This is a genomic window from Actinomycetospora succinea, assembly GCF_004363095.1.
GTDB lineage: Bacteria > Actinomycetota > Actinomycetes > Mycobacteriales > Pseudonocardiaceae > Actinomycetospora > Actinomycetospora succinea.
Genome location: NZ_SNYO01000008.1, coordinates 59,374 through 82,096 on the forward strand (window position 1 = coordinate 59,374; position 22,723 = coordinate 82,096).

19 protein-coding genes and 1 pseudogene are annotated in these 22,723 nt (G+C 75.6%); 4 read left to right on the plus strand and 16 right to left on the minus strand.

Features of this window, described 5'->3' with window-relative positions:
• Positions 1-64: 64 nt before the first annotated feature.
• A complete protein-coding gene (locus tag EV188_RS23165) occupies positions 65-271 on the minus strand; it encodes a hypothetical protein (RefSeq protein ID WP_133828686.1) in 207 nt (68 codons plus the stop codon).
• 141 nt (positions 272-412) lie between these two features.
• Here EV188_RS23165 and EV188_RS32295 point away from each other — a divergent pair, with 141 nt between their 5' ends.
• Positions 413-2,395, plus strand: coding sequence for a DUF2339 domain-containing protein (locus EV188_RS32295; protein WP_133828687.1), 1,983 nt, complete (start codon positions 413-415; stop codon positions 2,393-2,395).
• Positions 2,396-3,186: 791 nt separating this feature from the next.
• Here the strand turns inward: EV188_RS32295 and EV188_RS33045 are convergent.
• Positions 3,187-3,648 (minus strand): annotated as a pseudogene (locus EV188_RS33045) (FAD-dependent oxidoreductase); the annotation flags it as partial.
• 126 nt (positions 3,649-3,774) lie between these two features.
• Between EV188_RS33045 and EV188_RS23180 the strand changes: the two are divergent.
• Entirely contained in the window at positions 3,775-4,755 is a 981-nt protein-coding gene (locus EV188_RS23180; protein WP_133828689.1) for a 5'-3' exonuclease, read from the plus strand.
• On the opposite strand, the gene EV188_RS23185 is transcribed toward EV188_RS23180, so the two are convergent.
• The 10 genes from EV188_RS23185 to pafA form a co-directional block, all read right to left on the minus strand.
• Positions 4,733-5,170, minus strand: coding sequence for an MmcQ/YjbR family DNA-binding protein (locus tag EV188_RS23185; protein ID WP_133828690.1), 438 nt, complete (start codon positions 5,168-5,170; stop codon positions 4,733-4,735). The two genes, EV188_RS23180 and EV188_RS23185, sit on opposite strands and share 23 nt — an antisense overlap.
• A complete protein-coding gene (locus tag EV188_RS32300; RefSeq protein ID WP_208114351.1) occupies positions 5,170-5,991 on the minus strand; it encodes a DUF4333 domain-containing protein in 822 nt (273 codons plus the stop codon). Before EV188_RS32300 ends, EV188_RS23185 begins: the two co-directional genes overlap by 1 nt.
• 7 nt (positions 5,992-5,998) lie before the next feature.
• Positions 5,999-8,851 (minus strand): DEAD/DEAH box helicase, encoded by a 2,853-nt coding sequence (locus EV188_RS23195; protein WP_243741933.1) that lies wholly within the window; start codon positions 8,849-8,851, stop codon positions 5,999-6,001.
• Positions 8,852-8,889: 38 nt separating this feature from the next.
• The gene (tatC, locus tag EV188_RS23200) at positions 8,890-9,903 is read right to left on the minus strand and encodes a twin-arginine translocase subunit TatC (RefSeq protein ID WP_243741934.1); all 1,014 of its coding nucleotides are present in this window, start codon (positions 9,901-9,903) and stop codon (positions 8,890-8,892) included.
• A 7-nt stretch (positions 9,904-9,910) separates the two neighbouring features.
• Positions 9,911-10,180 carry a Sec-independent protein translocase subunit TatA gene (tatA, locus tag EV188_RS23205; RefSeq protein WP_133828692.1) on the minus strand — a complete coding sequence of 90 codons (270 nt, stop codon included), beginning with the start codon at positions 10,178-10,180 and terminating at the stop codon, positions 9,911-9,913.
• Positions 10,177-10,422 (minus strand): hypothetical protein, encoded by a 246-nt coding sequence (locus tag EV188_RS23210; RefSeq protein ID WP_133828693.1) that lies wholly within the window; start codon positions 10,420-10,422, stop codon positions 10,177-10,179. Before EV188_RS23210 ends, tatA begins: the two co-directional genes overlap by 4 nt.
• A gap of 226 nt (positions 10,423-10,648) precedes the next feature.
• Positions 10,649-11,638 carry a helix-turn-helix transcriptional regulator gene (locus EV188_RS23215; protein ID WP_133828694.1) on the minus strand — a complete coding sequence of 330 codons (990 nt, stop codon included), beginning with the start codon at positions 11,636-11,638 and terminating at the stop codon, positions 10,649-10,651.
• Complete coding sequence (locus tag EV188_RS23220) at positions 11,635-12,633, minus strand: helix-turn-helix transcriptional regulator (protein WP_133828695.1); 999 nt, start codon at positions 12,631-12,633, stop codon at positions 11,635-11,637. Before EV188_RS23220 ends, EV188_RS23215 begins: the two co-directional genes overlap by 4 nt.
• A gap of 55 nt (positions 12,634-12,688) precedes the next feature.
• Positions 12,689-14,434 (minus strand): serine/threonine-protein kinase, encoded by a 1,746-nt coding sequence (locus tag EV188_RS23225; protein WP_243741935.1) that lies wholly within the window; start codon positions 14,432-14,434, stop codon positions 12,689-12,691.
• Between the two features lie 91 nt (positions 14,435-14,525).
• Complete coding sequence (pafA, locus tag EV188_RS23230; RefSeq protein ID WP_133828696.1) at positions 14,526-15,884, minus strand: Pup--protein ligase; 1,359 nt, start codon at positions 15,882-15,884, stop codon at positions 14,526-14,528.
• A gap of 157 nt (positions 15,885-16,041) precedes the next feature.
• On the opposite strand from pafA, the gene EV188_RS23235 reads away from it, so the two are divergent.
• Positions 16,042-17,589, plus strand: coding sequence for a bifunctional phosphatase PAP2/diacylglycerol kinase family protein (locus EV188_RS23235; protein WP_243741936.1), 1,548 nt, complete (start codon positions 16,042-16,044; stop codon positions 17,587-17,589).
• Positions 17,562-19,091, plus strand: a complete 1,530-nt coding sequence (locus tag EV188_RS23240) for a bifunctional phosphatase PAP2/diacylglycerol kinase family protein (RefSeq protein WP_243741937.1) — start codon at positions 17,562-17,564, stop codon at positions 19,089-19,091. Before EV188_RS23235 ends, EV188_RS23240 begins: the two co-directional genes overlap by 28 nt.
• On the opposite strand, the gene prcA is transcribed toward EV188_RS23240, so the two are convergent.
• The 4 genes from prcA to dop form a co-directional block, all read right to left on the minus strand.
• On the minus strand, positions 19,088-19,891 hold the full coding sequence (gene prcA / locus EV188_RS23245) for a proteasome subunit alpha (protein ID WP_133828697.1): 804 nt from the start codon (positions 19,889-19,891) through the stop codon (positions 19,088-19,090). The genes EV188_RS23240 and prcA overlap by 4 nt on opposite strands.
• A gap of 53 nt (positions 19,892-19,944) precedes the next feature.
• A complete protein-coding gene (gene prcB, locus EV188_RS23250; RefSeq protein WP_133828698.1) occupies positions 19,945-20,775 on the minus strand; it encodes a proteasome subunit beta in 831 nt (276 codons plus the stop codon).
• Positions 20,776-20,928: 153 nt separating this feature from the next.
• Entirely contained in the window at positions 20,929-21,123 is a 195-nt protein-coding gene (locus EV188_RS23255) for a ubiquitin-like protein Pup (RefSeq protein WP_133828699.1), read from the minus strand.
• A gap of 81 nt (positions 21,124-21,204) precedes the next feature.
• On the minus strand, positions 21,205-22,722 hold the full coding sequence (gene dop, locus EV188_RS23260; RefSeq protein WP_133828700.1) for a depupylase/deamidase Dop: 1,518 nt from the start codon (positions 22,720-22,722) through the stop codon (positions 21,205-21,207).
• Position 22,723: the final 1 nt, after the last annotated feature.

Sequence of the window (22,723 nt, forward strand, 5' to 3'; positions counted from 1 at the left end):
AGCCTAGGTCAGGCGGGCGTGCCCCGGGGTGGCCCGGGGCACGCCCACCGGCGTCAGCCGGCGCTCACTCGGCGAGCTTGGCGAAGGCCTGCGCCCAGAGGAAGTACTTGTTGGTGCCCAGGTCGCGCACCGTCTTGATGTTGAACGCCTCCTTGAGCTTCTCCGCATCGCTCTCGCTGACGCCCTGCAGCGCCGCCACCGGGGCGTCGGCGATCTCCTGCGCGGACTTGGTCTCGTACTCCTTGTCGAGCTTGGACGCGATGTCGCCCATGGTCTTCTCCCCTCGCTGGTCACCCGGACACGGTCATGCCCGGCGTCGATCCTCTTCCCCCTCGGGCGCCCGGTCACGCGACCATCCGGTTGAGTAGTCCTCCCCTGGGAGCGCCGCCGCGGGCGGAGCAGGCTCCCCGGTATGAGCACCCCGGTGCCGCAGGACGCGCTCCTCGCCCGCCTCGACGGCGACCTCGCCGGTCTCTCGCGCGAGGTCGACCGCATCCGCGCGGACCTGCAGACCCTGCGCCCGAGCCCGGCCCCCTCGGGGCCCATCCCGGCACCGGCACCGGCACCGGCCCCGGCGCCCGTCCCGCCGCCCCCGCCCCCGGCCTGGGCGCCTCCGCCCCCGAGCGCCTGGGCGCCCCCGGCGGCGTGGGCGCCGCGTCCCGGACCTCCCCCGCGCGGTGTGCCACCGCACGGCCCCGCCCGTCCCCCGCGCCCGCCCCGCACCCCGCGCGTGGCGTGGACGCCGGCGCGGCTGCTCGCGGTCACCGGCGGCGCGACCACCGTCCTCGGCGTGGTGATGCTGCTCGTGCTCGCCGCCGGGCGCGGGTGGTTCGGCCCCGAGGCCCGGGTGATCGGCGGCGCGGTGCTGGGCCTCGCGCTCGTCGCCGTCGGCGTCCGGGTGCGCCGCCGCGCCGCGTCGGAGGAGGTGCCGGCCGGCGCCGTCGCCCTCGTCGCCACCGGCGTCGCCGCGCTGTTCCTCGCCGACGTCGCCGCGGTCGCGCTCTTCGACCTCCTGCCCCTCGCGGTGGCCGCCCCGCTCGCCCTCGTCGTGACGGCGGGCGGGCTCGCGCTCGCCGACCGCTGGCGCCACCGGGGCCTCGCGCTCGGCGTGCTCGTCGCCGCCGCCCTCGCCGCGCCGCTCGTGGTGGGCGCGCCGACCCCGACGCTCGTCACCGTCCTGCTCGCCGCCCAGGTCGCGGCCGCCGTCGTCGCCCGCCGCCGCGCGTGGCCGCTGGTCGCCGCCGTCGCGGCGATCGCGAGCACCGTGGCCGCGCTGGGCGCCGCGATCCGCTTCCTCGCCGGCGGCACGTACTCCGACCTGCCCACCACCGTCGCCGTGCTCGCGGTCCTCGCCGCCGGCGGGGCCACGGCCGTGGCCGTCGGCGCCCCGGGCCGCGCCGTGGCCGCGTCCCTGCTCGGCCTCCCGGTGCTCCCGGTGCTGCTCGTGGCCCCCGGCCTGGCCCGCGTGCCCGGCGCGCTCGTGGCCGGCGGCGTCGCGGTGGCCCTGCTGCTGGCCGTGGTCGCGTTCGACCGTGTCGAGCACCGCGCCCTGGCCCTCGTCGCCGGCACCGGCGGCACCGCGGCGCTGCTCGTCGCGACCCTCATCGCCGTCGACTCGGGCCCGGTGTCGGTGCCGCTGCTCGCCGAGGCCGCCGTGCTCGCGGTCGCCGCAGCCGCCACCCGGCGCGCCGGCCCGCTCGTCGCCGGCGGCGTGCTCGCCCTCGTCGGCGGGGTCACCGCGCTCGCCGTCGACGCGCCGCCCGACCTCGTCGCCGCGTTCCCGACCCGCCCGTTCGTCCTGGTCGCGCCGGGCGGCACGGCCACGACCGCCGTGGTCGGCGAGCTGGTCGGCGCGCTCGCGACGTCGGTGCTGCTCGTCGCCGTCGCGGCCGCCGGGCTCGCCGCCCTGACCCGTCTCGGCGCGCTGCGCGACCGCACGCAGACCGCGGTCGCGGCCGGCTGGCTCGGCCTGGTCGGGCTCTACGGGGCCACCGGGACGGTCGTGACGAGCGCGCTGCTCGTGTCCCCGACCCGCGACGCCTTCCTCGTCGGGCACGTCCTCGTGACGATCTCGTGGACCGCGATCGCCCTGGTGCTGCTGGTCCGCGGCCTGCAGTCGTCGCTGCCGCGGATCCTCGGCGGGGTGCTGGTCGTCGCGGCCGTGGTGAAGCTGCTGACCTTCGACCTCACCGCCCTCGACGGCCTCGCCCGCGTCGCCGCCTTCCTCGGCGCCGGGCTGGTGCTGCTCGCGGCCGGGACCGGCTACGCGCGGGCCGTGGCGGGCGCCGCCGGCGGCGCCCCGGCCGCGGCCGGGCCGACCACCGACGCCACGAGTCCGGCCAGCTCGTCGACGGTCGGCCCCTCGGCGACCGGCGGGCGCCAGCCCGACGCGTAGATCTCCTGGACCCGCGGGTGCACCGCGGCCAGCGAGTCGGGCAGCGCCCGCATCGAGAGGTACGGCCCGACCACGGCCATCAGCGACGGATCGGCCTCGAGCGCGGAGACGACGAGGTCGGACGTCGGTGGCCGGGTCGGGTCGACGTCCTCCCCCGCCCACCGCGCGGTCTGGGAGGCGTCGGTGGCGAGGTGGTCGACGAACCAGGGCCGGATCCGCTCGTGGCACCACGCGTCCTGGGCCAGCGCGAGGGCCTCCGGGTCAGCGCCGCCGCCCTCGTCGAGGAGCGCGAGCAGGTGCTCGACCTGCATCAACGACGTCGACACCCCGCGGCCCGCCGTCGGGTTGGTGGTGCAGACGCTGTCGCCGACGAACACGAGCCCCGGCAGCGGCACCCGGCCCCGGTCGTCGAGCTGGCCGCGGTAGGTGTTGTGCAGCCGCCCGCCCGGCAGGACCGGCGAGATCGGCGCGGAGCGGGCCGGGTCGGTCCAGTCGGCGAGCAGCGGGATCGCGGCGGTCGCGGCGGACCAGGCCGCCTCGTGGCGCAGGTCGGCGAGGCGGCGGTCGGTGCTCGGGCGGGCGATGAGCGTGGAGAAGGTGCCCGCGTCGTGCAGGAAGACGATGACGACGTAGCCGACGTGCAGCGCGACCGCGCCGATCGGGCTCGTGATGCGCGCCGGCCCGGCCCCGGGGTGCAGCCGGTACTGGCGGGACACGTAGGCGATGCCGCAGTCGATGGAGTCGACCGGGGCCCGCACGCCGTCCGCGAGACCGGCCGTGCGTCCGGTGGCGACGAGGACGAGGTCGGCCGGCACCGACCCGTCCCGCAGCCCCACCCCGGCCGCCCGGCCCTCCTCGGCGACGACGGCGTCGGCGCGCGCCCGCACCCGCGTCAGGCCCGGCTCGCTCTCCGCGACCCGGCGCAGCTCCCGCTCGACGACCATCCGCCGGCAGCGCAGGCCCGAGCCCCGCGGGACCTCGTCCCCGGCGGGCGGGCCCTCCGGCCCGAACGGTTCCGCGCCGTGCGCGAGCAGGGCGTCGAACGCCTCGGGCATCTCCGCGCGGATGACGTCGACGGCCTGCGGGCGGAACCCGTGCGGGTGGTGGAACTGCATCACCCCGCGCCGCGACCAGTGCTCGGCGTCGGTGGGACCCGGGTCGTTGTCGACCAGCGAGACGCGGTGACCCCGCCGGGCGAGCGCGACGGCGCTGACCAGCCCCGTGGGTCCTGCGCCGACGACGACGGTGTCCATGGCGGCTCCCGGGGTGCTCTCCCGGGCCAGCGCACTCCTGCCGCGCGGGGGTCGTCAAGCTCCGTGACCGTCGGCGCCCGCGCGTGCTCCCGCCGTGCTCGGCGTCGCCCGTGGGAAGCTGCCGACATGGACGCGCCGGTGATGCTGCTCGACTCGGCCAGCCTGTGGTTCCGGGCCTTCTACGGGGTGCCCTCCTCGCTGACCGCCGACGACGGCACGCAGGTCAACGCCGCGCGCGGGTTCTGCGACATGGTCGCCCGGCTCGTCCGGGGACGTCAGCCGGGCGCCGTCGTCGCCTGCCTCGACCGCGACTGGCGGCCGGCGTTCCGGGTCCGCGCGATCCCGTCGTACAAGGCGCACCGCGTCGACCCCTCGACGGCCGACCCCTCCTCCCCCGTCGGCGGCGCGCCCGACGCCGAGGCCGCCCCGCCGGAGCTCGGGCCCCAGGTGGAGATCATCCTCGAGGTCCTCGCCGCGGCCGGGATCCCGACCGCGGGCGCCGAGGGCTACGAGGCCGACGACGTCATCGGCACCCTGTGCGCCATCGAGGCGAAGGACGCGATCGAGGTCGTCAGCGGCGACCGCGACCTGCTCCAGCTCGTGCGCGACGAGCCCGCCCCGGTGCGGATCGTCTACATCGCCCGCGGGGTGTCGAAGTACGAGCTCTACGGGCCCGACGACGTCGCGGCCCGCTACGGCGTCCCGACCGCGCGGGCCGGCGACGGCTACGCCGAGATGGCGATGCTGCGCGGGGACCCGTCCGACGGGCTGCCCGGCGTCCCCGGGATCGGCGAGAAGACCGCGGCCCAGGTCGTGTCGAAGTTCGGCTCGTGGGACGAGATGATCAACGCGGTCCTCGACCGCTCCGACCAGCGGATGTCGTCGGCGGTGCGCGCCAAGATGGCGAAGGCCGGCGACTACCTCGTCAAGGCGCCCGAGGTCGTGCGCGTCGCCCCCGACGCCCCGATCGACTGGACCGGCGAGCGCCGCACCCTGCCCCACGCGCCGGTGGACGAGGCGAAGCTCGCCGAGCTGTCCGAGCGCTGGAACCTCACCGGCTCGGTCGACCGTCTCGTCGCCGCGCTCAAGGGCGAGCCTGCTCCCTAGTCGTTCCTGGGCCCTCGTCGTGCCGCTCGGCGAGCCAGGCCGCCGCGACCGTCTTCGGCGCGCGCTGCAGCCAGGCCTCCTCGACGAGCTCGCGCAGCTCGTCGACGCCGATCCGCTCGAGGCGCACGAGCACCGCCGGGTAGCCGTCGAAGTGCGGCGTCGTGAAGTACACGTCGGGCTCGTCGGCGATCAGGGCCGCCTTGACGCCCACGTCGGCGACCCGCACGCCCAGCACGTCGCCGTCGGGCAGCGGGACGCCGGCCTCCGCGAGCGCGGCCTCGTCGGCCCTGCGCAGCGGGCGCTCCCAGACGAAGCCCTTCGACGACACCCGCCAGGCCGCCGAGCCCCACGAGACCTTCTCGTCGGTGCGCGGCAGGGCCAGCGCGAGGCGCCGGACGTCGTCGAGCGTGGCCATCAGCGGGGTTGGCCCACCGAGTAGGTGCCGTCGGCGCCGACGATCGTCACCGGCACCTGCACCGGACGCCCGTCGACGGTGGCCGAGCACGTGAACCGCACGCCGGGCCGGACCTCCTGGTCCGAGGGGCACGAGACGCCGGTGATCTGGCGGCGCCAGTCCTCGGTGACCACACGGGTGACGCCCTGCGCGACCGCGTCGGCGTCGAGGACGTCGATGCGCGCGAACCGCGGGCCGACCACGAACGCCAGCAGCCCGACGACGATCAGCGCGATCAGCAGCAGGACCCCGACGACGATGCCGACGACCTTCCAGGGGAAGGGCCTGCGCTGGCGCGGCGGGTACGGGCCGCCCCAGCCGGGTCCGGGCTGCCCCCATCCGGTCGGGGCCTGGCCCGGCGGCGCCCACACCGCCGTCCCGGGGGCGGTCTGCGGGCCGTGGCCGGGCGGCGGGGGGCCGTACCCGGGCTGGCCGTACCCGGGCTGGCCGTACCCGGGCGGGGGCCCGTAGCCGGGTGGCGGCGGGCCCTGGCCGGGCGGCAGGTCGTACCGCTGCGTCGCGGCGTTCGACGGCGCGTCGTAGTGGGTGCCGGGGTGGCGAACGGTCGGCTGACCCTCCGGCGGCGTCGCGGCGTCGGCCGGCCGCGCCGTCGTCCGCTCGGTGGGTGTGGAGCCCGGCGCGACCCACCCGCCGTCGGTGCCTCCGGCTGGCGCGCCCTGCTCCTCGCGCGTCTCCTGCTCGGCACCCTCACCGGATCCCGAGCCCGGTGGGGCCCACGGCGATCGCGACGCCCTGTTCGGATCGTCCGGCGGCTCGCTCACGGCTGGCTCAGCCCTCCCCCACGGCGACGACACCGCGGCGGATGGCGCGGACCGCGTCGGCCGCGGCGCGTCCGACGGTGTCCTGGCCGCCCGCGACGGCGCGGATCTGGTCCAGCAGGTCGACGACCTGCCGGCACCAGCGCACGAAGTCTCCCGCGGACAGCTCGGTGCCGTGCGAGCGGGCCCCGTCGAGCACCGTGGCGAGCGAGTCGCCCCGGACCCAGCGGTGCACCGGCCAGGCGAACCCGAGGTCGGGCTCGCGGGTGCGGTCGAGGTGGTGGCGGCGCTCGTCGGCGACGAGGTCGTGCCAGAGCTGCACGGTCTCGTCGACCGCGGTGGTCGCGTCGTCCGGGACGCGCGGCACGCCGCCGTCGTCGCGCCGGCTGTCGTAGACGAGCGAGGACGCCACCGCCGCGATCTCGGCCGGCCCCAGCCCGCGCCAGATGCCGCTGCGCAGGCACTCGGCGACGAGCAGGTCGGACTCGCCCCAGAGGCGGGCGAGCCGGCGCCCGTTCTCGGTGACGTCCTGCTCGGCGTCGGGGGCTCCGTCGAGGTAGCCGCGCTCGGTGAGCAGGCCGCGGATGCGGTCGAAGGTCCGCGCCAGCGAGTGCGTCGTCGAGCGCACCCGCGACTGGAGCTGCTCGGTCTCGCGCTCGAGGCGCTGGTGGCGCTCGTACCAGCGGGCGCGGTCGTCCCGGTCGGGCAGCGAGTGGCACGGGTGGGCGCGCAGGGCCCGGCGCAGCGCGGCCAGCTCGCCGTCCTCGTGGTCGGCCGCGCCCCGGCGCCGGCGGGACGACCCCTCGCGCTGCGGCGGCTCGATGCCGGTCTCGCGCAGGGCGTTGGCGAGGTCGCGGCGCAGGCGGGGCACGCGGTGGTCGTACTTCTTCGGCAGCTTCATCGTGCCGAGCGCCGCGACGGGCTCGGGGAAGTCGGCGAGCGAGAGCCGGCCCGCCCACCGGTCCTCGGTGAGCACGAGCGGACGCGGCTCCTGCCCGCGGTGGCTGCGGTCGACGCCGGGGTCGAGCACGACGGCGAGGCCGGCGCGCTTGCCGCCGGGCACCGCGATGACGTCGCCGGGACGCAGCGCCTCCAGCGAGGCCGCGGCCTCGGCCTTCTGCGCCGAGCGGCCCTGGCGCGACAGCGTCTTCTCGCGCTCGGAGACCCGGCGGCGCAGGTCCATGTACTCGGAGAAGTCGTGGAAGTCCTTCTCCTCGCCCGAGTGGCCGCCGGCGGCCTCCGCGTAGCCGGCGAGGGCCTCGCGGTTGCGCTCGAGGCGCTTGGCCAGCCCGACGACGCTGCGGTCGGCCTGGAACTGCGCGAACGACTGCTCGAGCAGCTCGCGGGCGTCCTCCACGCCGACGCGGTCGACGAGGTTGACGGCCATGTTGTAGCCGGGGCGGAACGACGAGCGCAGCGGGTAGGTGCGGGTCGAGGCGAGGCCGGCGACCTGGTCCGGGTCGACGCCGGGCGTCCAGATCACCACCGCGTGGCCCTCGACGTCGATGCCGCGACGCCCGGCACGCCCCGTGAGCTGCGTGTACTCCCCCGGCGTCAGCTCGACGTGCGCCTCGCCGTTGTACTTCACGAGCTTCTCGAGGACGACCGTGCGCGCCGGCATGTTGATGCCCAGCGCGAGCGTCTCGGTGGCGAACACCGCCCGCACGAGGCCGCGGACGAACAGCTCCTCGACGGTCTCCTTGAACGCGGGCAGCATCCCGGCGTGGTGGGCCGCGACGCCGCGCTCGAGGCCCTCGCGCCACTCCCAGTAGCCCAGCACCTCGAGGTCGGCGTCCGGCAGGCCCGATGTCCGGCGCTCCACGACCTCGCGGATGACCGCGACGTCGTCGGGGCCGGTGAGGCGCAGCCCGGAGCGCACACACTGGGTGACCGCCGCGTCGCACCCGGCGCGGCTGAAGATGAACGTGATCGCGGGCAGCAGGCCCGCGGCGTCGAGGCGCTCGATGACGTCGACGCGCGACGGCGGGCGGAAGCCCGACGGCCCGCCGCGGCCGGGCGGGCCGGAGCGACCCGGTCCCCCGCGCCGGTCGCCACCGCGCCCGTTGCGTCCGGGCGGCCCCGAGCGGGCGCGCCCGCCCCGGATGTTCGGTCCGCGGTCGACCTCGGCGACGGCCCGCACGAGCGTCGGGTCCACCTTGAGCGCCGACGTGCCGTCACGGCGCTCCTCGGCGAACAGGTCGAACATGCGGTGCCCGACGACCATGTGCTGCCACAGCGGCACCGGGCGCGTCTCGTCGACGACGACCGTGGTGTCGCCGCGGACGGTCACCAGCCAGTCGCCGAACTCCTCGGCGTTGCTCACCGTCGCCGACAGCGACGCGATCTGCACGTGCTGGGGCAGGTGGAGGATGACCTCCTCCCACACGGCGCCGCGGAAGCGGTCGGCGAGGTAGTGCACCTCGTCCATGACGACGTAGGCGAGGCCCTCGAGCGCCGACGACTCGGCGTAGAGCATGTTGCGCAGCACCTCGGTGGTCATGACGACCACGGGCGCCGAGCCGTTGATCGCGGCGTCACCGGTGAGCAGGCCGACGGCGTCGGCGCCGTGGCGCTCGACGAGGTCGGCGTACTTCTGGTTCGACAGGGCCTTGATCGGCGTCGTGTAGAAGCACTTCTGGCCGCGGGCCAGCGCCAGGTGCACGGCGAACTCGCCGACGACCGTCTTGCCGGCGCCCGTCGGCGCGCACACCAGCACGCCGTGGCCCTGCTCGAGGGCCAGGCAGGACCGGCGCTGGAAGTCGTCGAGGTCGAACGAGAGCTCCGTGGCGAACCGGCCGAGCTCCGGGTGGGCGGTGCGCGTGCGAGCCTGCGCGTAGGCCTCGGCAGGAGAGCGAGTGGCCACACACCCACACTGACACATCGGGGCGACGTGCCGCTGGCTCAGGTGACGTCCCACCGGTCGGACGAGGTGTCGCTCCCCCGGTCGGCCGCGGGCGGTGGCACCGGCTCGATGCGCGGCGCCGGGCCCGCGGGCGGGGCCGGGGCGCCGAGACGGTCGTCGAGCGGCGACGGCTGGTCCGGGTCGAGCCCGTCCCAGCCCTGCTCGAGGCGCCGTCGCGCCGCGCGCTTGTCGTGCACCCGGGCGACCTGGATCGCGAACTCGAGCAGCAGGACCAGCGACACGCCCAGCGCGAGCATCGAGATCGGGTCCTGGCCCGGCGTGGCGACGGCCGCGAACACGAACAGGCCGAAGACCAGGCCGCGGCGCCAGCGCTTGAGCTGGTCGTAGGAGATCACGCCGACGCGGTTGAGCATGATCACGAGCAGCGGGAGCTCGAAGCTCACGCCGAAGATGATCAGCAGGGCGAGCAGCAGGCTGAAGTAGTCCGAGCCGCGCAGGACGGTGGCCTGGATGTCGCCGCCGATCGTGAACAGGAACTGCAGGGCCTGCGTGACCACGAAGTAGGCGAGGACCGCGCCCGCCGTGAACAGCACGACCGCGGCGGTGACGAACGTGTACGCGAAGCGCTTCTCCTTCGCGTACAGCCCGGGCGTGATGAAGCCCCAGATCTGGGCGAACCAGATCGGGCTCGACAGCAGCGCCCCGGCCGTCGCCGCGACCTGCAGGCGCAGCACGAACTGTTCGAACACCCCGAACGCGACGAGCCGGCACTGCTCACCGCCGCCGAGCTGGACCCGGTTCTCCGGGGGCAGCGCGCAGTAGGGCTCGGTGAGGATCTGCCCGAGCGAGGGCAGCCCGAACGGGTAGGACGTGTACCAGACGAAGCCGAGCGCCGTCCCGAGCGCGACGGCCAGCAGCGCGATGGCCAGGCGACGCCGGAACTCGTAGATGTGCTCGACGAGCGTCATCGTGCCGTCGGGGTTGGCCCGACGGCGCGCACCGGGCCAGCGCAGGCTGCGCCACCACCGGGCGCGGGACCCGGAGGACGTCACGGGCGACTCAGGAGGAGGTGGAGCCCGGGCGCGTGGCCGGGGAGTCCTGGCTCGCGGGCGTGGTGCCGTTCGTGCTGGTCGGCGCCTCGTCGAGCGCGCGGCCCGGGGCCTGCGGTTCGGCGGTGCCCTTCTCGGCCTTCTCGTCCTCGCGCAGGCCGCGCGTCTCGGCCTTGAAGATGCGCATCGACTGACCCAGCCCACGTGCCATGTCGGGCAGCTTCTTGGCGCTGAACAGCAGCACCACGCCGACGATCGCGACGATGACCCATTCGCTCACGGTGTGGCTCCTTCCACGGTGCCGGTGATGGTACGCGGGTGACCGTCGCCCCGACGCTCGGCGAGACGGACCTTGAGCGCCGCCACCCGCGCGTTGATCAGGCCGACGTCGCGCCCGAGCTGCTCGCGGGCGACGCCGGCGACGACGCCGAAGCGCCTGACCGGCCCGAGGAGCCCGACCACCACGAGCCCGAGCCCGACCAGCCCGGCGAGCACCACGACGACGCTCCACAGGTACGGCACGGTCCCGACCCTAACGGGACGGGGTGACCACACGGTGAACGCCCGTGCGCACCTCCCGGTGCGAGCGATGCGGCATCGCTGGCGTCTACCACCAGGCTCGCCACATCCTCGCTGCGCGACACGCCGACGCCCGCGCCACCAGAGGCTCGGTGCCGCGAGGGGCACGCTGCGCATGATCGGCAGGCGCGCCGACCTGCCGGACGTGCCGTTCGCCGGGAGCGGCGACTCAGTCGTCCTCGCCGTACGCCGCGAGGGCCTCGCGGGCCCGGGCGCGGCGGGCCTCGACGAGGTCCGGCGGGGCGAGGACGTCGACGGTGTCGCCGAGACCGAGCAGCAGGCGCACCATCCAGTCGCGGTCGCCGTAGCGCATCGTCACGCGGGCGGAGCCGTCGTCGTCGGCGTGCAGGTCCTCGACCGGGTAGTACTCGGCGACCCAGCGCGCCGCCGGGTGCAGCACCAGCGCGGCGACGAACGCGCCGTCGTCGGGGCGCAGCAGGTCCTCCCCCGACCCCTCGCGGCCCCGGGCGCCGGGCGGCGGGGCGGAGGGCTCGTCGAGGACCTCGGCGTCGTCGACGCGGTCGAGGCGGAAGAGCCGCACGCCCTCGGCGCGCCGGCACCACGCCTCGAGGTAGGCCGAGGCGTCGACGAGCAGCAGGCGCATCGGGTCGACGACGCGCCGCCCGACCGCGTCCCGGGAGGCCGAGTAGTAGGTCAGCCGCAGCGCCCGGCCGGTCTCGACGGCCCGGCGCACCTCGTCCTCGGCGCGCCCGGGCCGCCGCCCCAGCCCGACCGCGACGCCCTCGCCGACGGGCTCGACCTCCTCCGAGGACGCGGGGCCGACCCGCCCGGCGGCGTCCTCGATCTTCGCCAGCGCCCGCTGGACGGCGTCGGCGTCGACCATCCCCGGCGCGTCGGCCAGGGCACGCAGGGCGACGGCGAGCGTGGCCGCCTCGGCACCCGACAGCCGCAGCGGGCGGCGCATGCCGGCGTCGAACGTGACCGTCACCGTGTCGCCCTCGAACGACAGGTCCACGAGGTCACCCGGCCCGTAGCCCGGCAGGCCGCACATCCACAGCAGCTCGAGGTCGCGGCGCAGCTGGGCCTCGGGCACGCCAAAGTCCGCCGCCGCGTCGGCCACCGCGATGCCGGGGCGCGCCAGCAGGTACGGGACGAGCGTGAGCAGGCGCGGCAGGCGCTCGGACACCCCGGCGGTCATCGCACGCTCCCCGCGTCCACGGTCTGCCCGGCGTCCGCGGCCACCGTCCCCCGCAGCAGCGCCACCACGGCCTTGCGCAGCTCCGGCGGGTCGATGACGACGGCGTCGGGGCCGTACGCGGCGACCCAGCGCGCGGCGCTGTCGACGCGCGAGAGGTCGATCTCGACGACGTCCGGGTCGCCGTCGGGGTCCGGGCGCGATCCGCGCCGCAGGCCCTCCGCCCGCCCCGGCACGAGCCGGATCCGCGCCGTGCCGGTGGGCGGCGGTGGCCCGGCGGACGCGGCGACGAGCGCGACCAGGTCGACGTCGGCGGGCGGCGTCACGGCCCCGCGCGCCCCGACCGCGCGCACGTCGTCGCCGATGCGCGAGAGCCGGAAGCAGCGCACGTCGGCGCGGTCGCGGTCGTGCCCGACGAGGTACCAGCGCCCCCGCCACGACACGACGCCCCACGGCTCGACGATGCGGGTGCGCGCCTCGGCGGTGGGGTGCGAGCGGTGGGTGAAGGTGACGACGCGGCCCGCCCGGCTGGCCGCGAGCAGCGGCGCGAACGCCGGCTCGGCGGCCTGCAGGCGGGGCTGGACCGCCGACGCGGCGTCCGGGTCGACCGCGATCCCCGCCGCCCGCAGCTTCTGCAGCGCCGAGCGCGCCGCGCCCGCGAGCGCCGGCGAGTCCCACAGCCGCGCCGCGAGCGCGACCGCCGTGGCCTCGTCGGGGGCGAGGTCGATGTCGGGCAGCTCGTAGTCGCCCCGCGCGATCCGGTAGCCGTCGACGGGCTCGGCCATCGACGACCGCCCGGTCTCCAGCGGCACCCCGAGCTCGCGCAGCTCGGCCTTGTCGCGCTCGAACATCCGGAAGAACGCCTCGTCGGACGCGACGTCCGCGTAGCCGGGCACCGTGGCGCGGATGCGCTCGGCGCTGAGGTACTGGCGCGTCGAGAGCAGGCAGAGCACCAGGTTGACCAGGCGTTCGGCGCGCGCGGACGGGCTGGTCGTCACGGGCGTGAGCCTACCGAGGTCTCGCCCAGGTGTTCGAACGGTGGTGCCCGGCGCGTCACATCGAGTCGCTGCCGCGTCCTGCGCGCTGGATCCGCACCTGGCCGTCGTCGTCCTTGTCGACCTCGAACCGGTAGGTCTCGCGGCTGGTCCGCCCGCTCGCGGTGGTGAACTCGATGTCGGCGGTGACGGTGTCGCCGCGCACCGACACGTTCGACGTCCGGACCTCGCGGATCCCCGACCAGAACCGCTGGTAGCCCTCGTAGCCGCCCGACTCGTCCTGGGCACGCTCGGACAGCGTCCCCCAGGCCCGGTCGATGTCGCCGGGGAGCGCCGCGTAGTAGTCGACGACGACGGTCGCCGGGTCCGGGTCGCCCGCGGGATCGACCGGCGAGACCGGCGCGGCGACGCTGGGGGTCGGGAGGACCTCGTCGAACGGGTCCGAGGCGGGGGCCGCCGTCGTGGGGACGGTGGTCGACGGGGCCGGCGCCGCGACCGTCCCGCCGCCCGCGGTGGCGGCGAGCGCGACCCCGATGCCGGCGCCCAGCACGACCGCCGAGGCCGCGACCACCGCGGCGATGCGGCGCGGCGAGGGACGGCGCGACGGACGGCGCCGGTCGGACGTGGTGCCGGGTGTCCGGGTGGGCGCGGCGGCCGCGCCGGGGCGGGCCAGCGCGGACGCCGCGACGGCGGCGGACGGCCCGCTGATCCGGTCCGGGTCGGCGGCGGGGACGTCGGCCTCGGGATCGATCCCGTCGCCGACCGGGGCGGGCTCCTCCCCCGCGACGAGGGGTCCGAGGGGCAGGTCCGCCGTGCCGGTGGGGCGCGGCGCGGGCACGTCGACGGCGGCGGGCTCGGACACCGGGGCGGGGATGAACGGCGTGGACCCGGCCCGCGTGCGCAGCGCGCGCTCGACCGCCGCGGTGTCCGGGCGGTGGGACGGGTCGAGGCGCAGCATCGCGGCGAGCGGGCGCCCGAGCACCCCGGCACGCTCGGCGGGACGCAGCCGGCCCTCGGCCATCGCGTGCAGCACGGCGAGCGTGTTGTCGTGGTGCCCGCACACCAGCTGGTTCTCCACGGCGGCGTAGAGCGTGGCGCCGAGGGAGAAGACGTCCGAGGCCGGCGACGGGTCGCCGCCCCGGGCCACCTCGGGGGCGAAGTAGCCCGGCGTGCCGGCCACCATGCCGCCGCCGGTGGACGTGGTGTCCCAGACGGCGCGCGAGACGCCGAAGTCGGTGATCTTGGCGACGCCCTCGTCGGTGATCAGGACGTTGCCGGGCTTGATGTCGCCGTGGACGATGCCCGCCTCGTGCACCGCGCCGAGGGCCTCGGCCACCTGGGCACCGATCCACGCGGCCTCGGACGGCGCGAGCGGCCCCTGCTCGGCGAGCACCGCGGACAGCGAGCGCGAGGGCAGGTACTCCATGACGAGCCACGGGCCCGCGGTGTCGACGACCACGTCGAACACCGCGATGGCGCGCGGGTGCACGACGCGCGCGGCGATGCGGCCCTCGCGCATGGCCCGGGCCCGGGCGACGCGCTCCTCGGTGGCGTCGCGGTAGCCGCGGGCGGCCAGCTGCTTGATCGCCACCGTGCGCCGCAGCCGGCGGTCCCAGGCGGTGAAGACCACACCCATGGCCCCGGCGCCGATGCACTCCCCGATCCGGTAGCGCCCGCCGAGCACGGTGCCGACGACCGAGGTGTCGACCGGCGCCGGCGCGGCCCCCTGGATCGTGCTGGGGTGCAGCGTGCTCGGCGCCGCGACGGGGCCGTGCATGCGGGAGGTGCGGGGCTGGTGCTGCATCGAGTTCTCGTGCCGTCCTCGGCGTCGTCGGTCAGTGCGCGTTCGTGATTACCTCGTGCGCCCCCGACGCACGCCGCCGACGTGGCCTCCGTTACAAGGTCGCGATCAGCCGGTCCACACGTTCGTCGACGGCGCGGAAGGGGTCCTTGCAGAGGACGGTTCGCTGGGCCTGGTCGTTCAGTTTGAGGTGGACCCAATCCACTGTGAAGTCCCTCCCGGCGGCTTGTGCGGCCGCGATGAAGTCGCCGCGCAGCTTCGCCCGGGTGCTCTGGGGCGGCGTGTCCTTGGCCGCCTCGATCTCGCCGTCGTCGGTGACGCGGTCGACCATGTCCTTGCGCTGCAGGAGGTCGAACACGCCGCGGCCCCGCCGGATGTCGTGGTAGGCGAGGTCGAGCTGCGCCACGCGGGGGCTCGACAGGCCGAGGTCGTTGCGCGAGCGGTAGCGCTGGACGAGCCGGTGCTTGATCGCCCAGTCGATCTCGCGGTCGATCAGCGAGAGGTCCTGGCGCTCGACGGCGTCGAGCGTGCGGCCCCAGAGCTCGATGACGCGGTCGGTGACCGGGTCGGATCCGCGGCGCGCCACGTGCTCGACGGCGCGCGCGTGGTACTCGCGCTGGATGTCCAGGGCGCTCGCCTCGCGGCCGCCGGCCAGGCGGACCGGGCGGCGCCCGGAGAGGTCGTGGCTGATCTCGCGGATGGCGCGGATCGGGTTGTCGAGCGTGAAGTCCCGGAACTGCACGCCCTGCTCGATCATCTCGAGCACCAGGTGGGTCGTCCCCACCTTGAGCAGCGTGGTGACCTCGGACATGTTCGAGTCGCCGACGATGACGTGCAGGCGCCGGTAGCGCTCGGCGTCGGCGTGGGGCTCGTCGCGGGTGTTGATGATCGGGCGCGAGCGCGTGGTGGCGCTGGAGACGCCCTCCCAGATGTGCTCGGCGCGCTGCGAGAGGCAGAACACCGCGCCCCGCGGGGTCTGCAGCACCTTGCCCGCGCCCGCGATGAGCTGGCGCGTGACGAGGAAGGGCAGCAGCACGTCGGCGATGCGCGAGAACTCGCCCGACCGGCCCACGAGGTAGTTCTCGTGGCAGCCGTAGGAGTTGCCCGCCGAGTCGGTGTTGTTCTTGAACAGGAAGATGTCGCCGCCGATGCCCTCGTCGGCGAGGCGGCGCTCGGCGTCGAGGAGGAGGTCCTCGAGGATCCGCTCGCCCGCCTTGTCGTGGGCGACCAGCTGGGTCAGCGAGTCGCACTCCGCGGTGGCGTACTCGGGGTGGCTGCCAACGTCGAGGTACAGGCGCGACCCGTTGCGGAGGAAGACGTTCGACGACCGTCCCCAGGACACGACCCGGCGGAACAGGTAGCGGGCCACCTCGTCGGGCGAGAGGCGTCGCTGGCCGTGGAAGGTGCAGGTGACACCGAACTCGGTCTCGACCCCGTAAATCCTCCGCTGCATCCCTCCACCCTAAGCCAGCAACCCCCTCCGTGAGGCCCTCGTGGCGCGCCGGGTCACCCGCCGTCACGGGGCATGACGAGTGCTGCGACCCCGGATCACTACGGTCGGTGCCGTGGCGCTCCCGGCACGAGAACTCGCATCGGACATCTCACGCGGCGTGGGTCGGCGGGTGCGCCAGGGCGCCCGGGGCAGCAGGCAACGTCTCGCCGACGTCAACGAGCAGGACTGCCGGATCACCACGGCGATCGGCCACCTGCCCTATTCGGCCGCTGATCCTGCCCTGGCCGCGCTGAGTCGCTCCGCCAACCACAGCAAGCTCTGGTTCGCCGTCGGCGCGGCGCTCGCCGCCGGGACCCGCCACACGCGCCGCGGGGCCCTGCGCGGCGTGCTCGCCATCGCGGGCGCGAGCCTGCTCGCCAACGGCGTGCTCAAGCCCCTGGTCCCCCGCCGCCGGCCCGCCGCCGAGCTGCTGCCGACCTTCCGGTCCCTCGACGACCCGCCCACCTCGTCGTCGTTCCCGTCGGGGCACGCCGCGTCCGCGGCCGCGTTCGCCACCGCCGTCGCGATGGAGAGCCCGAAGGCCGCGACCTGGGTCGTGCCCCTCGCCGCGACCGTCGCCTACTCCCGCGTGCACGTCGGCGTGCACTGGACCAGCGACGTCGCCGCCGGGGTCGCCCTCGGGGCCGGCGCCGCGCTGGCCACCAAGCGCTGGCTGCCGGTGCGCGACATCGACGAGGCCGCCGCCCGCCCCGTCGCCGGCGCCCCCGCCCTGCCCGAGGGCGAGGGCCTGGTGATGCTCGTGAACAGCCGCTCCGGGCGCGCCGGCGTCGACCCCTACGAGGAGCTGACCACGGCCCTGCCCCGCGCCCGGGTGCTGCGCCTCGAGGACGGTGCCGACCTCGCCGAGACCCTCATCGACGCGGCCCGCGAGCCCGGCGTGCGGGCGGTCGGCATCGCCGGCGGCGACGGGTCGGTGGCCGCCGCGGCCCGGGTCGCCGAGGACCTCGACCTGCCGCTCGCCCTCGTCCCGGCGGGCACCCTGAACCACTTCGGCCGCGACGTCGGGGTCTACGACACCCAGGAGGCCATCGACGCGACCGGCGCCGGCGAGGCGGTGGCCGTCGACCTCGGCGAGCTGCGGATCCACGCCGACGTCGAGGGCCGCCAGGAGCCCCAGCGCGTCGTCTTCGTCAACACCTCCGCGTTCGGCGGCTACCCCGAGATGGTCCGCCTGCGCGAGAAGTGGCAGCAGCGCTGGGGCAAATGGCCCTCGGCCATCGCCGCGCTGCTGGTGACCCTCGCGCGCAGCCGGCCCATCCGTGTCCGCCTCAACGGGGTGGAGCGGTCGGTGTGGATGCTGTTCGTCGGCAACGGGCCCTACGTGCCGACCGGGATGGTGCCGTCGTATCGGCCCCGGCTCGACACCGGCGTGCTGGAGGTCCGCTACCTGCGCGCCGACCGCCCGCTGGCCCGCGCGCGGGCGTTCGTCGCCCTCGCGACCGGCGTGCTCGGGCACAACAGGATCTACCAGGAGAGCGCCATGCGATCGCTGGACATCGAGCTGCTCGACGGCCCGGTCGAGGTCGCCGCCGACGGGGAGGTCGTGGGCAAGGGCCGGCGCCTGCGCTACCGGGTCGCCGACCACCCCGTGCCCATCTACCGCCGCGACGAGGCGCTGTGGCCGCACCGCGCGACGGCGCGCTGACCGTGACCGTCCCCGAGCCCCGGCCCGTCGTCCGGGCCGCCCACCGCTCCCCCGTCGGGTCCCGGTGGATGCGGCGCCTGGACCGCACCGCCGACCGCGGGGCCCTCTGGGCCGTCGTGGCCGGCGGGCTGTTCGCCTCCGGGCGCGGGCCGCGGCGCCGCGCCGGGGTGCGCGGGGTGATGGCCGCCGCCGCGACGTCGGCGATCGCCCACGCCCTCGCCAAGCCCCTGCTCCCCCGCGCCCGGCCCTGGGGCCGGCGCTTCCCGTCGGCGCACGCCGCGTCCTCGTCGGCCTTCGTCACCGCCGCCGCGATGGAGTCGCCGCTGGTCGGGGCGGCGCTCGCCCCGGTGGCGGTCGGGGTGTCGGCGGCCCGCGTGGTCCTCGGCGAGCGCACCGTCGAGGACGTCGTCGCCGGCGCCGTGCTCGGGACCGGGGTGGCGGTGCTGACGCGGCGCTGGTGGCCGGTGGTGCGCCACGCCCCGGCCCGCGCCCGCCCGGCCGGTGACGCCCCCGCGCTCGGCGACGGCTCCGGGCTCGTGGTCGTCGCCAACACGTCGGCGGGCTCGCCGGGCCCGCTGGAGACGATCGGGCAGATCGTGGCGCCGGTGCTCGGCGTCGAGCCCGACGAGGACGAGGACCGCGCCCCCGCTCCGCCGTCGGTGATCCACGACGTGCTCCCCCGCGCCCAGGTGATCGTGCCCGAGCCGGGTGTGGACTTCGTCGAGGAGGTCGACGCGGCCCTCGACCGCCCCGCCCCCGACGGCGGTGCGCCCCGCGCGATCGGCGTGGCCGGCGGCGACGGCTCGGTGGCGGCGCTCGCCGGGCTCGCCCAGCGCCGCCGGGTGCCGCTGGTCGTGCTGCCCGAGGGCACGCTCAACCACTTCGCCCGCGACGTCGGCATCGACGACACCCCCACCGCGCTCGCCGCCGCCCGCGACGGGGAGGCGGTGCTCGTCGACGTCGGCGTCGTCGACATCAGCGACGGGGACGGCGACCAGCGCGGCGTCGCGTTCGTCAACACCGCGAGCCTCGGCGGCTACCCCGACATGGTCCGGATGCGCGAGGGCTGGGAGGACCGCTGGGGGAAGTGGCCGTCCGCCGCGTTCGCGCTGATGCGGGTCCTGGCCGAGGCGACGCCGCTGACCGTCGAGCTCGACGGCAAGCGCCGCACGATCTGGCTGCTCTTCGTCGGCAACGGCGGGTACGAGCCGCGGGGCATGGCGCCGCTGTTCCGGCCGCGCCTGGACGCCCGCAAGCTCGACGTCCGCTACCTGCGCGCCGACGTCCCGTTCTCCCGCACCCGGTTCGTCGTCTCGGTGATGGCCGGCACGCTCTCGCGCAGCCGGGTCTACGTCGCCCACTCGCGGACGCGCCTGTCGGTGCGGGTGCTCGGCCCGCCGATAGGGCTCGCCACGGACGGCGAGGTCCAGCCCGACGCCGACCGCTTCGTCTTCCGGATCGCGCCGGGCGCGATCCCGGTCTACCGCCCCTCGGAGGTCTAGGCCTGGGGGTCGGCGCCGCCGGCGCCCGAGACCTCGTCGCCGGCGCCGGTGTCCTCGGCGGGCTCGGCGTCGCCCGCGCCGCCCTGGCTGGGCAGCAGGGCGGCCAGGGCGTCGCCGGTGACGCGACGGAAGGCGCGGCGGGGACGGCGCGAGCGGTCCAGCACGGCCACCTCGAGGGCGTCGACGCCGAGCGTGCGGTCCTCCGAGCTCCCGCTGCCCCCCGAGGCCCCGTTGGCGGACTGGAGCGCCTCGAGGGCGATGCGCAGCGCGTCGCGCATCTCCAGGTCGGCCTCGTAGGAGCTCCGCAGCGCCGCGCTGATGGGCTCGGTGGTGCCGCCCATGACCACGAAGCGCGGCTCGTCGGAGATCGAGCCGTCGTAGGTGATGCGGAAGAGCTTGTCGCGGTCCGGGGTCTCGCCGACCTCGGCGACGCAGAGCTCGACCTCGAACGGCTTCTGCTGCTCGATGAAGCTCGCCCCGAGGATCTGGGCGTACGCGTTGGCCAGCGAGCGCCCGGAGACGTCGCGGCGGTCGTACGAGTAGCCGCGGACGTCGGCGTAGCGGATGCCGGCGGTGCGCAGGTTCTCGAACTCGTTGTAGCGCCCGACCGCGGCGAACCCGAGCGAGTCGTAGATCTCCGAGACCTTGCGCAGGGAGTTCGAGCGGTTCTCCGCCACGAACAGGACGCCGCCGGCGAAGGTCAGCACGACGACGCTGCGGCCCCGCGCGATGCCCTTGCGCGCGAGGTCCGAGCGGTCGCGCATCAGCTGGTCGACCGACGCGTAGAACGGCATCGTCATGGCGGGGAGCGCTCCTGGGTCTGGGCTGGGTGTGGGTCAGGTGGGGCGGGCCGTCAGCCGCCGGGACGCTCGCGGCGCCCGGCGATCACGGCGTCGGCGACGGCGCCGACCTCGTCGTCGCCCAGCATCGTCGCGCCCTCGGCGTCGATCGTCACGACGATCGGGTTGATGCCGCGGATCGTGTCCGGGCCGCCGGTGGCGGTGTCGTCGTCGGCGGCGTCGTAGAGCGCCTCGACGAGGGTGCGGACGACGTCGTCGCGCGAGCCCTCCGGGTCGTGGCGCTTCTTCAGCGACGACTTGGCGAACAGCGAGCCGGAGCCGACGCCCGCGTAGTGGGTCTCCTCGTTGCGGCTGCCGACCACGTCGTAGGACACGATCCGCCCGGCGCGCGCCGGGTCGACCGCGTCGACGTCGTAGCCGACGAACAGCGGCACGAACGACAGCCCCTGCATGGCGGCGCCGAGGTTGCCGCGCACCATCCCGGCCAGCTTGTTGGCCTTGCCGTCGAAGGTGAGCGGGACGCCCTCGATCTTCTCGTAGTGCTGCAGCTCGACGGTGAACAGCCGGACCGCCTCGACGGCCATCCCCGCGGTGCCCGCGATCCCGGCCGCCGACCAGTCGTCGGTGACGTAGACCTTCTGCATGTCGCGCGAGGAGATGAGGTTGCCCATCGTCGCCCGCCGGTCGCCCGCGATCGCGACGCCGCCAGCGAAGGTCGCCGCCACGATCGTCGTGCCGTGCGCGGCGGACACCGTCTGTTCGGCGGTCAGCGTCCGGGCCCCCGCCCCGGGGAGCAGGTCGGGCCGGACCTCGCGCAGGAAGTCGACGAACGAGGCCGTCCCGGCGGAGAAGTAGGCCGGGGGCAGGGCCGACGAGGGCTCCATCGGTGGGGCGCTCCTGAGTCTGTGCGTCGGGGAAGGGGTCGGGCTGTCGGGGATGGACCACCGCCCCCGCGGCCCGGGTCGCTGGAGGGGACCCGGGCTACGGGGGCGGCGTGGTGCTCTAGGCCGGACGGAGTACCTGACTCCGCCGGGAGGTTACTGGCCGCCCTTCTGGACGTACGCGCGGACGAAGTCCTCCGCGTTCTCCTCGAGGACGTCGTCGATCTCGTCGAGGATCGTGTCGACGTCCTCACCGAGCTTCTCGCGGCGCTCCTGGCCGGCAGCGGTGGTGTCCTCGCTGCCCTCGCCGTCGTCGCCCCCGCCCTGCCGCTGGGTCTGTTCCTGCGCCATGGCTGCCTCCCGGGGTCTTTCCTCACATCGGGGTACTGCGCCTTCGAACCCTACAGATCGCGGCCGACATCTGCCCGGGAACTAGCCCCGCGTGAGCGCTTCCACCAGGGCCGTCGCGTCCGCCGAGTTGTCGATGAGCTCGCCGACGTGCTTGCGGGTGCCCCGCAGCGGCTCGAGGGTCGGGATGCGCACCAGGGACTCGCGGCCCAGGTCGAAGATGACCGAGTCCCACGACGCCGCCGCGACCTCGCCGGGGTAGCGCTCGAGGCAGCGGCCGCGGAAGTAGGCGCGGGTGTCCTCCGGCGGGTGGGTGACCGCCGCGCGGACCTCCTCCTCGGTGACCATCCGCTTGATCGAGCCGCGGGTCACGAGCCGGTTGTAGAGGCCCTTGGCCTGCCGCACGTCGGCGTACTGCAGGTCGATGAGGTGCAGCTTCGGCGAGTCCCAGGGCAGGTTGTCGCGCTGCTGGTAGTTCTGCAGCAGGTTGAGCTTGGCGACCCAGTCGAGCCGGTCGGCGCACTTCAGCGGGTCGGAGCCGAGGTCGTCCAGCACCTGCTGCCAGACGTCGAGCACCTCGCGGGTCATCGGGTCGATCTCGCCGCCGCCCGTGGTCTCCTCGTGCTTCCAGGCCCGCTCGAGGTAGGCGCGCTGCAGGTCGAGCGCGGTCATCTTGCGGCCGTCGGAGAGGTCCACGACGGTCTTGAGCGTCGGGTCGTGGCTGATGCGGTGCACCGAGCGCACCGGCTCGAGCAGGCGTAGGTCGTCGAAGCGGACCCCGGCCTCGATCATCGAGAGCACGAGCGCGGTGGTGCCGACCTTGAGGAACGTCGAGTACTCGGCCAGCGTCGCGTCGCCGATGATGACGTGCAGGCGCCGGTACTTGTCGGCGTCGGCGTGGGGCTCGTCGCGGGTGTTGATGATGCCGCGCTTGAGCGTGGTCTCCAGGCCGACCTCGACCTCGATGTAGTCCGCGCGCTGCGAGAGCTGGAACCCCGGCTCGTCGCCCGACGGCCCGAGACCCACCCGGCCGGCGCCGCACACGACCTGCCGCGACGCGAAGAACGGCGTCAGCCCGGTGATGATCGTCGGGAACGGGGTCTGGCGGGCGCAGAGGTAGTTCTCGTGAGAGCCGTAGCTCGCGCCCTTGTTGTCGATGTTGTTCTTGTAGAGCTGGATGCGCGGGGTGCCGGGGACGGTCGCGGCGCGCTCGGCGGCGTCCTCCATGACCCGCTCCCCCGCCTTGTCCCAGACCACCGCGTCGCGCGGGGTGGTCACCTCGGGCGCGGAGAACTCCGGGTGGGCGTGGTCGACGTAGAGCCGCGCCCCGTTGGTGAGGATGACGTTGGCGGCGCCCAGGTCGTCGAGGTCGCCCGCGTCCGGCGGCGGACCCGCGCTCGGCCCCAGGTCGAAGCCCCGGGCGTCGCGCAGCGGCGACTCGACCTCGTAGTCCCAGCGGGCGCGACGGGCCCGCGGGACGTCGGCGGCCGCCGCGTAGGCCAGCACGATCTGCGTCGACGTGATCACCGGGTTCGCGGCCGGGTCGCCGGGGACGGAGATGCCGTACTCGATCTCGGTGCCCATGATGCGGCTCGCGGTCATG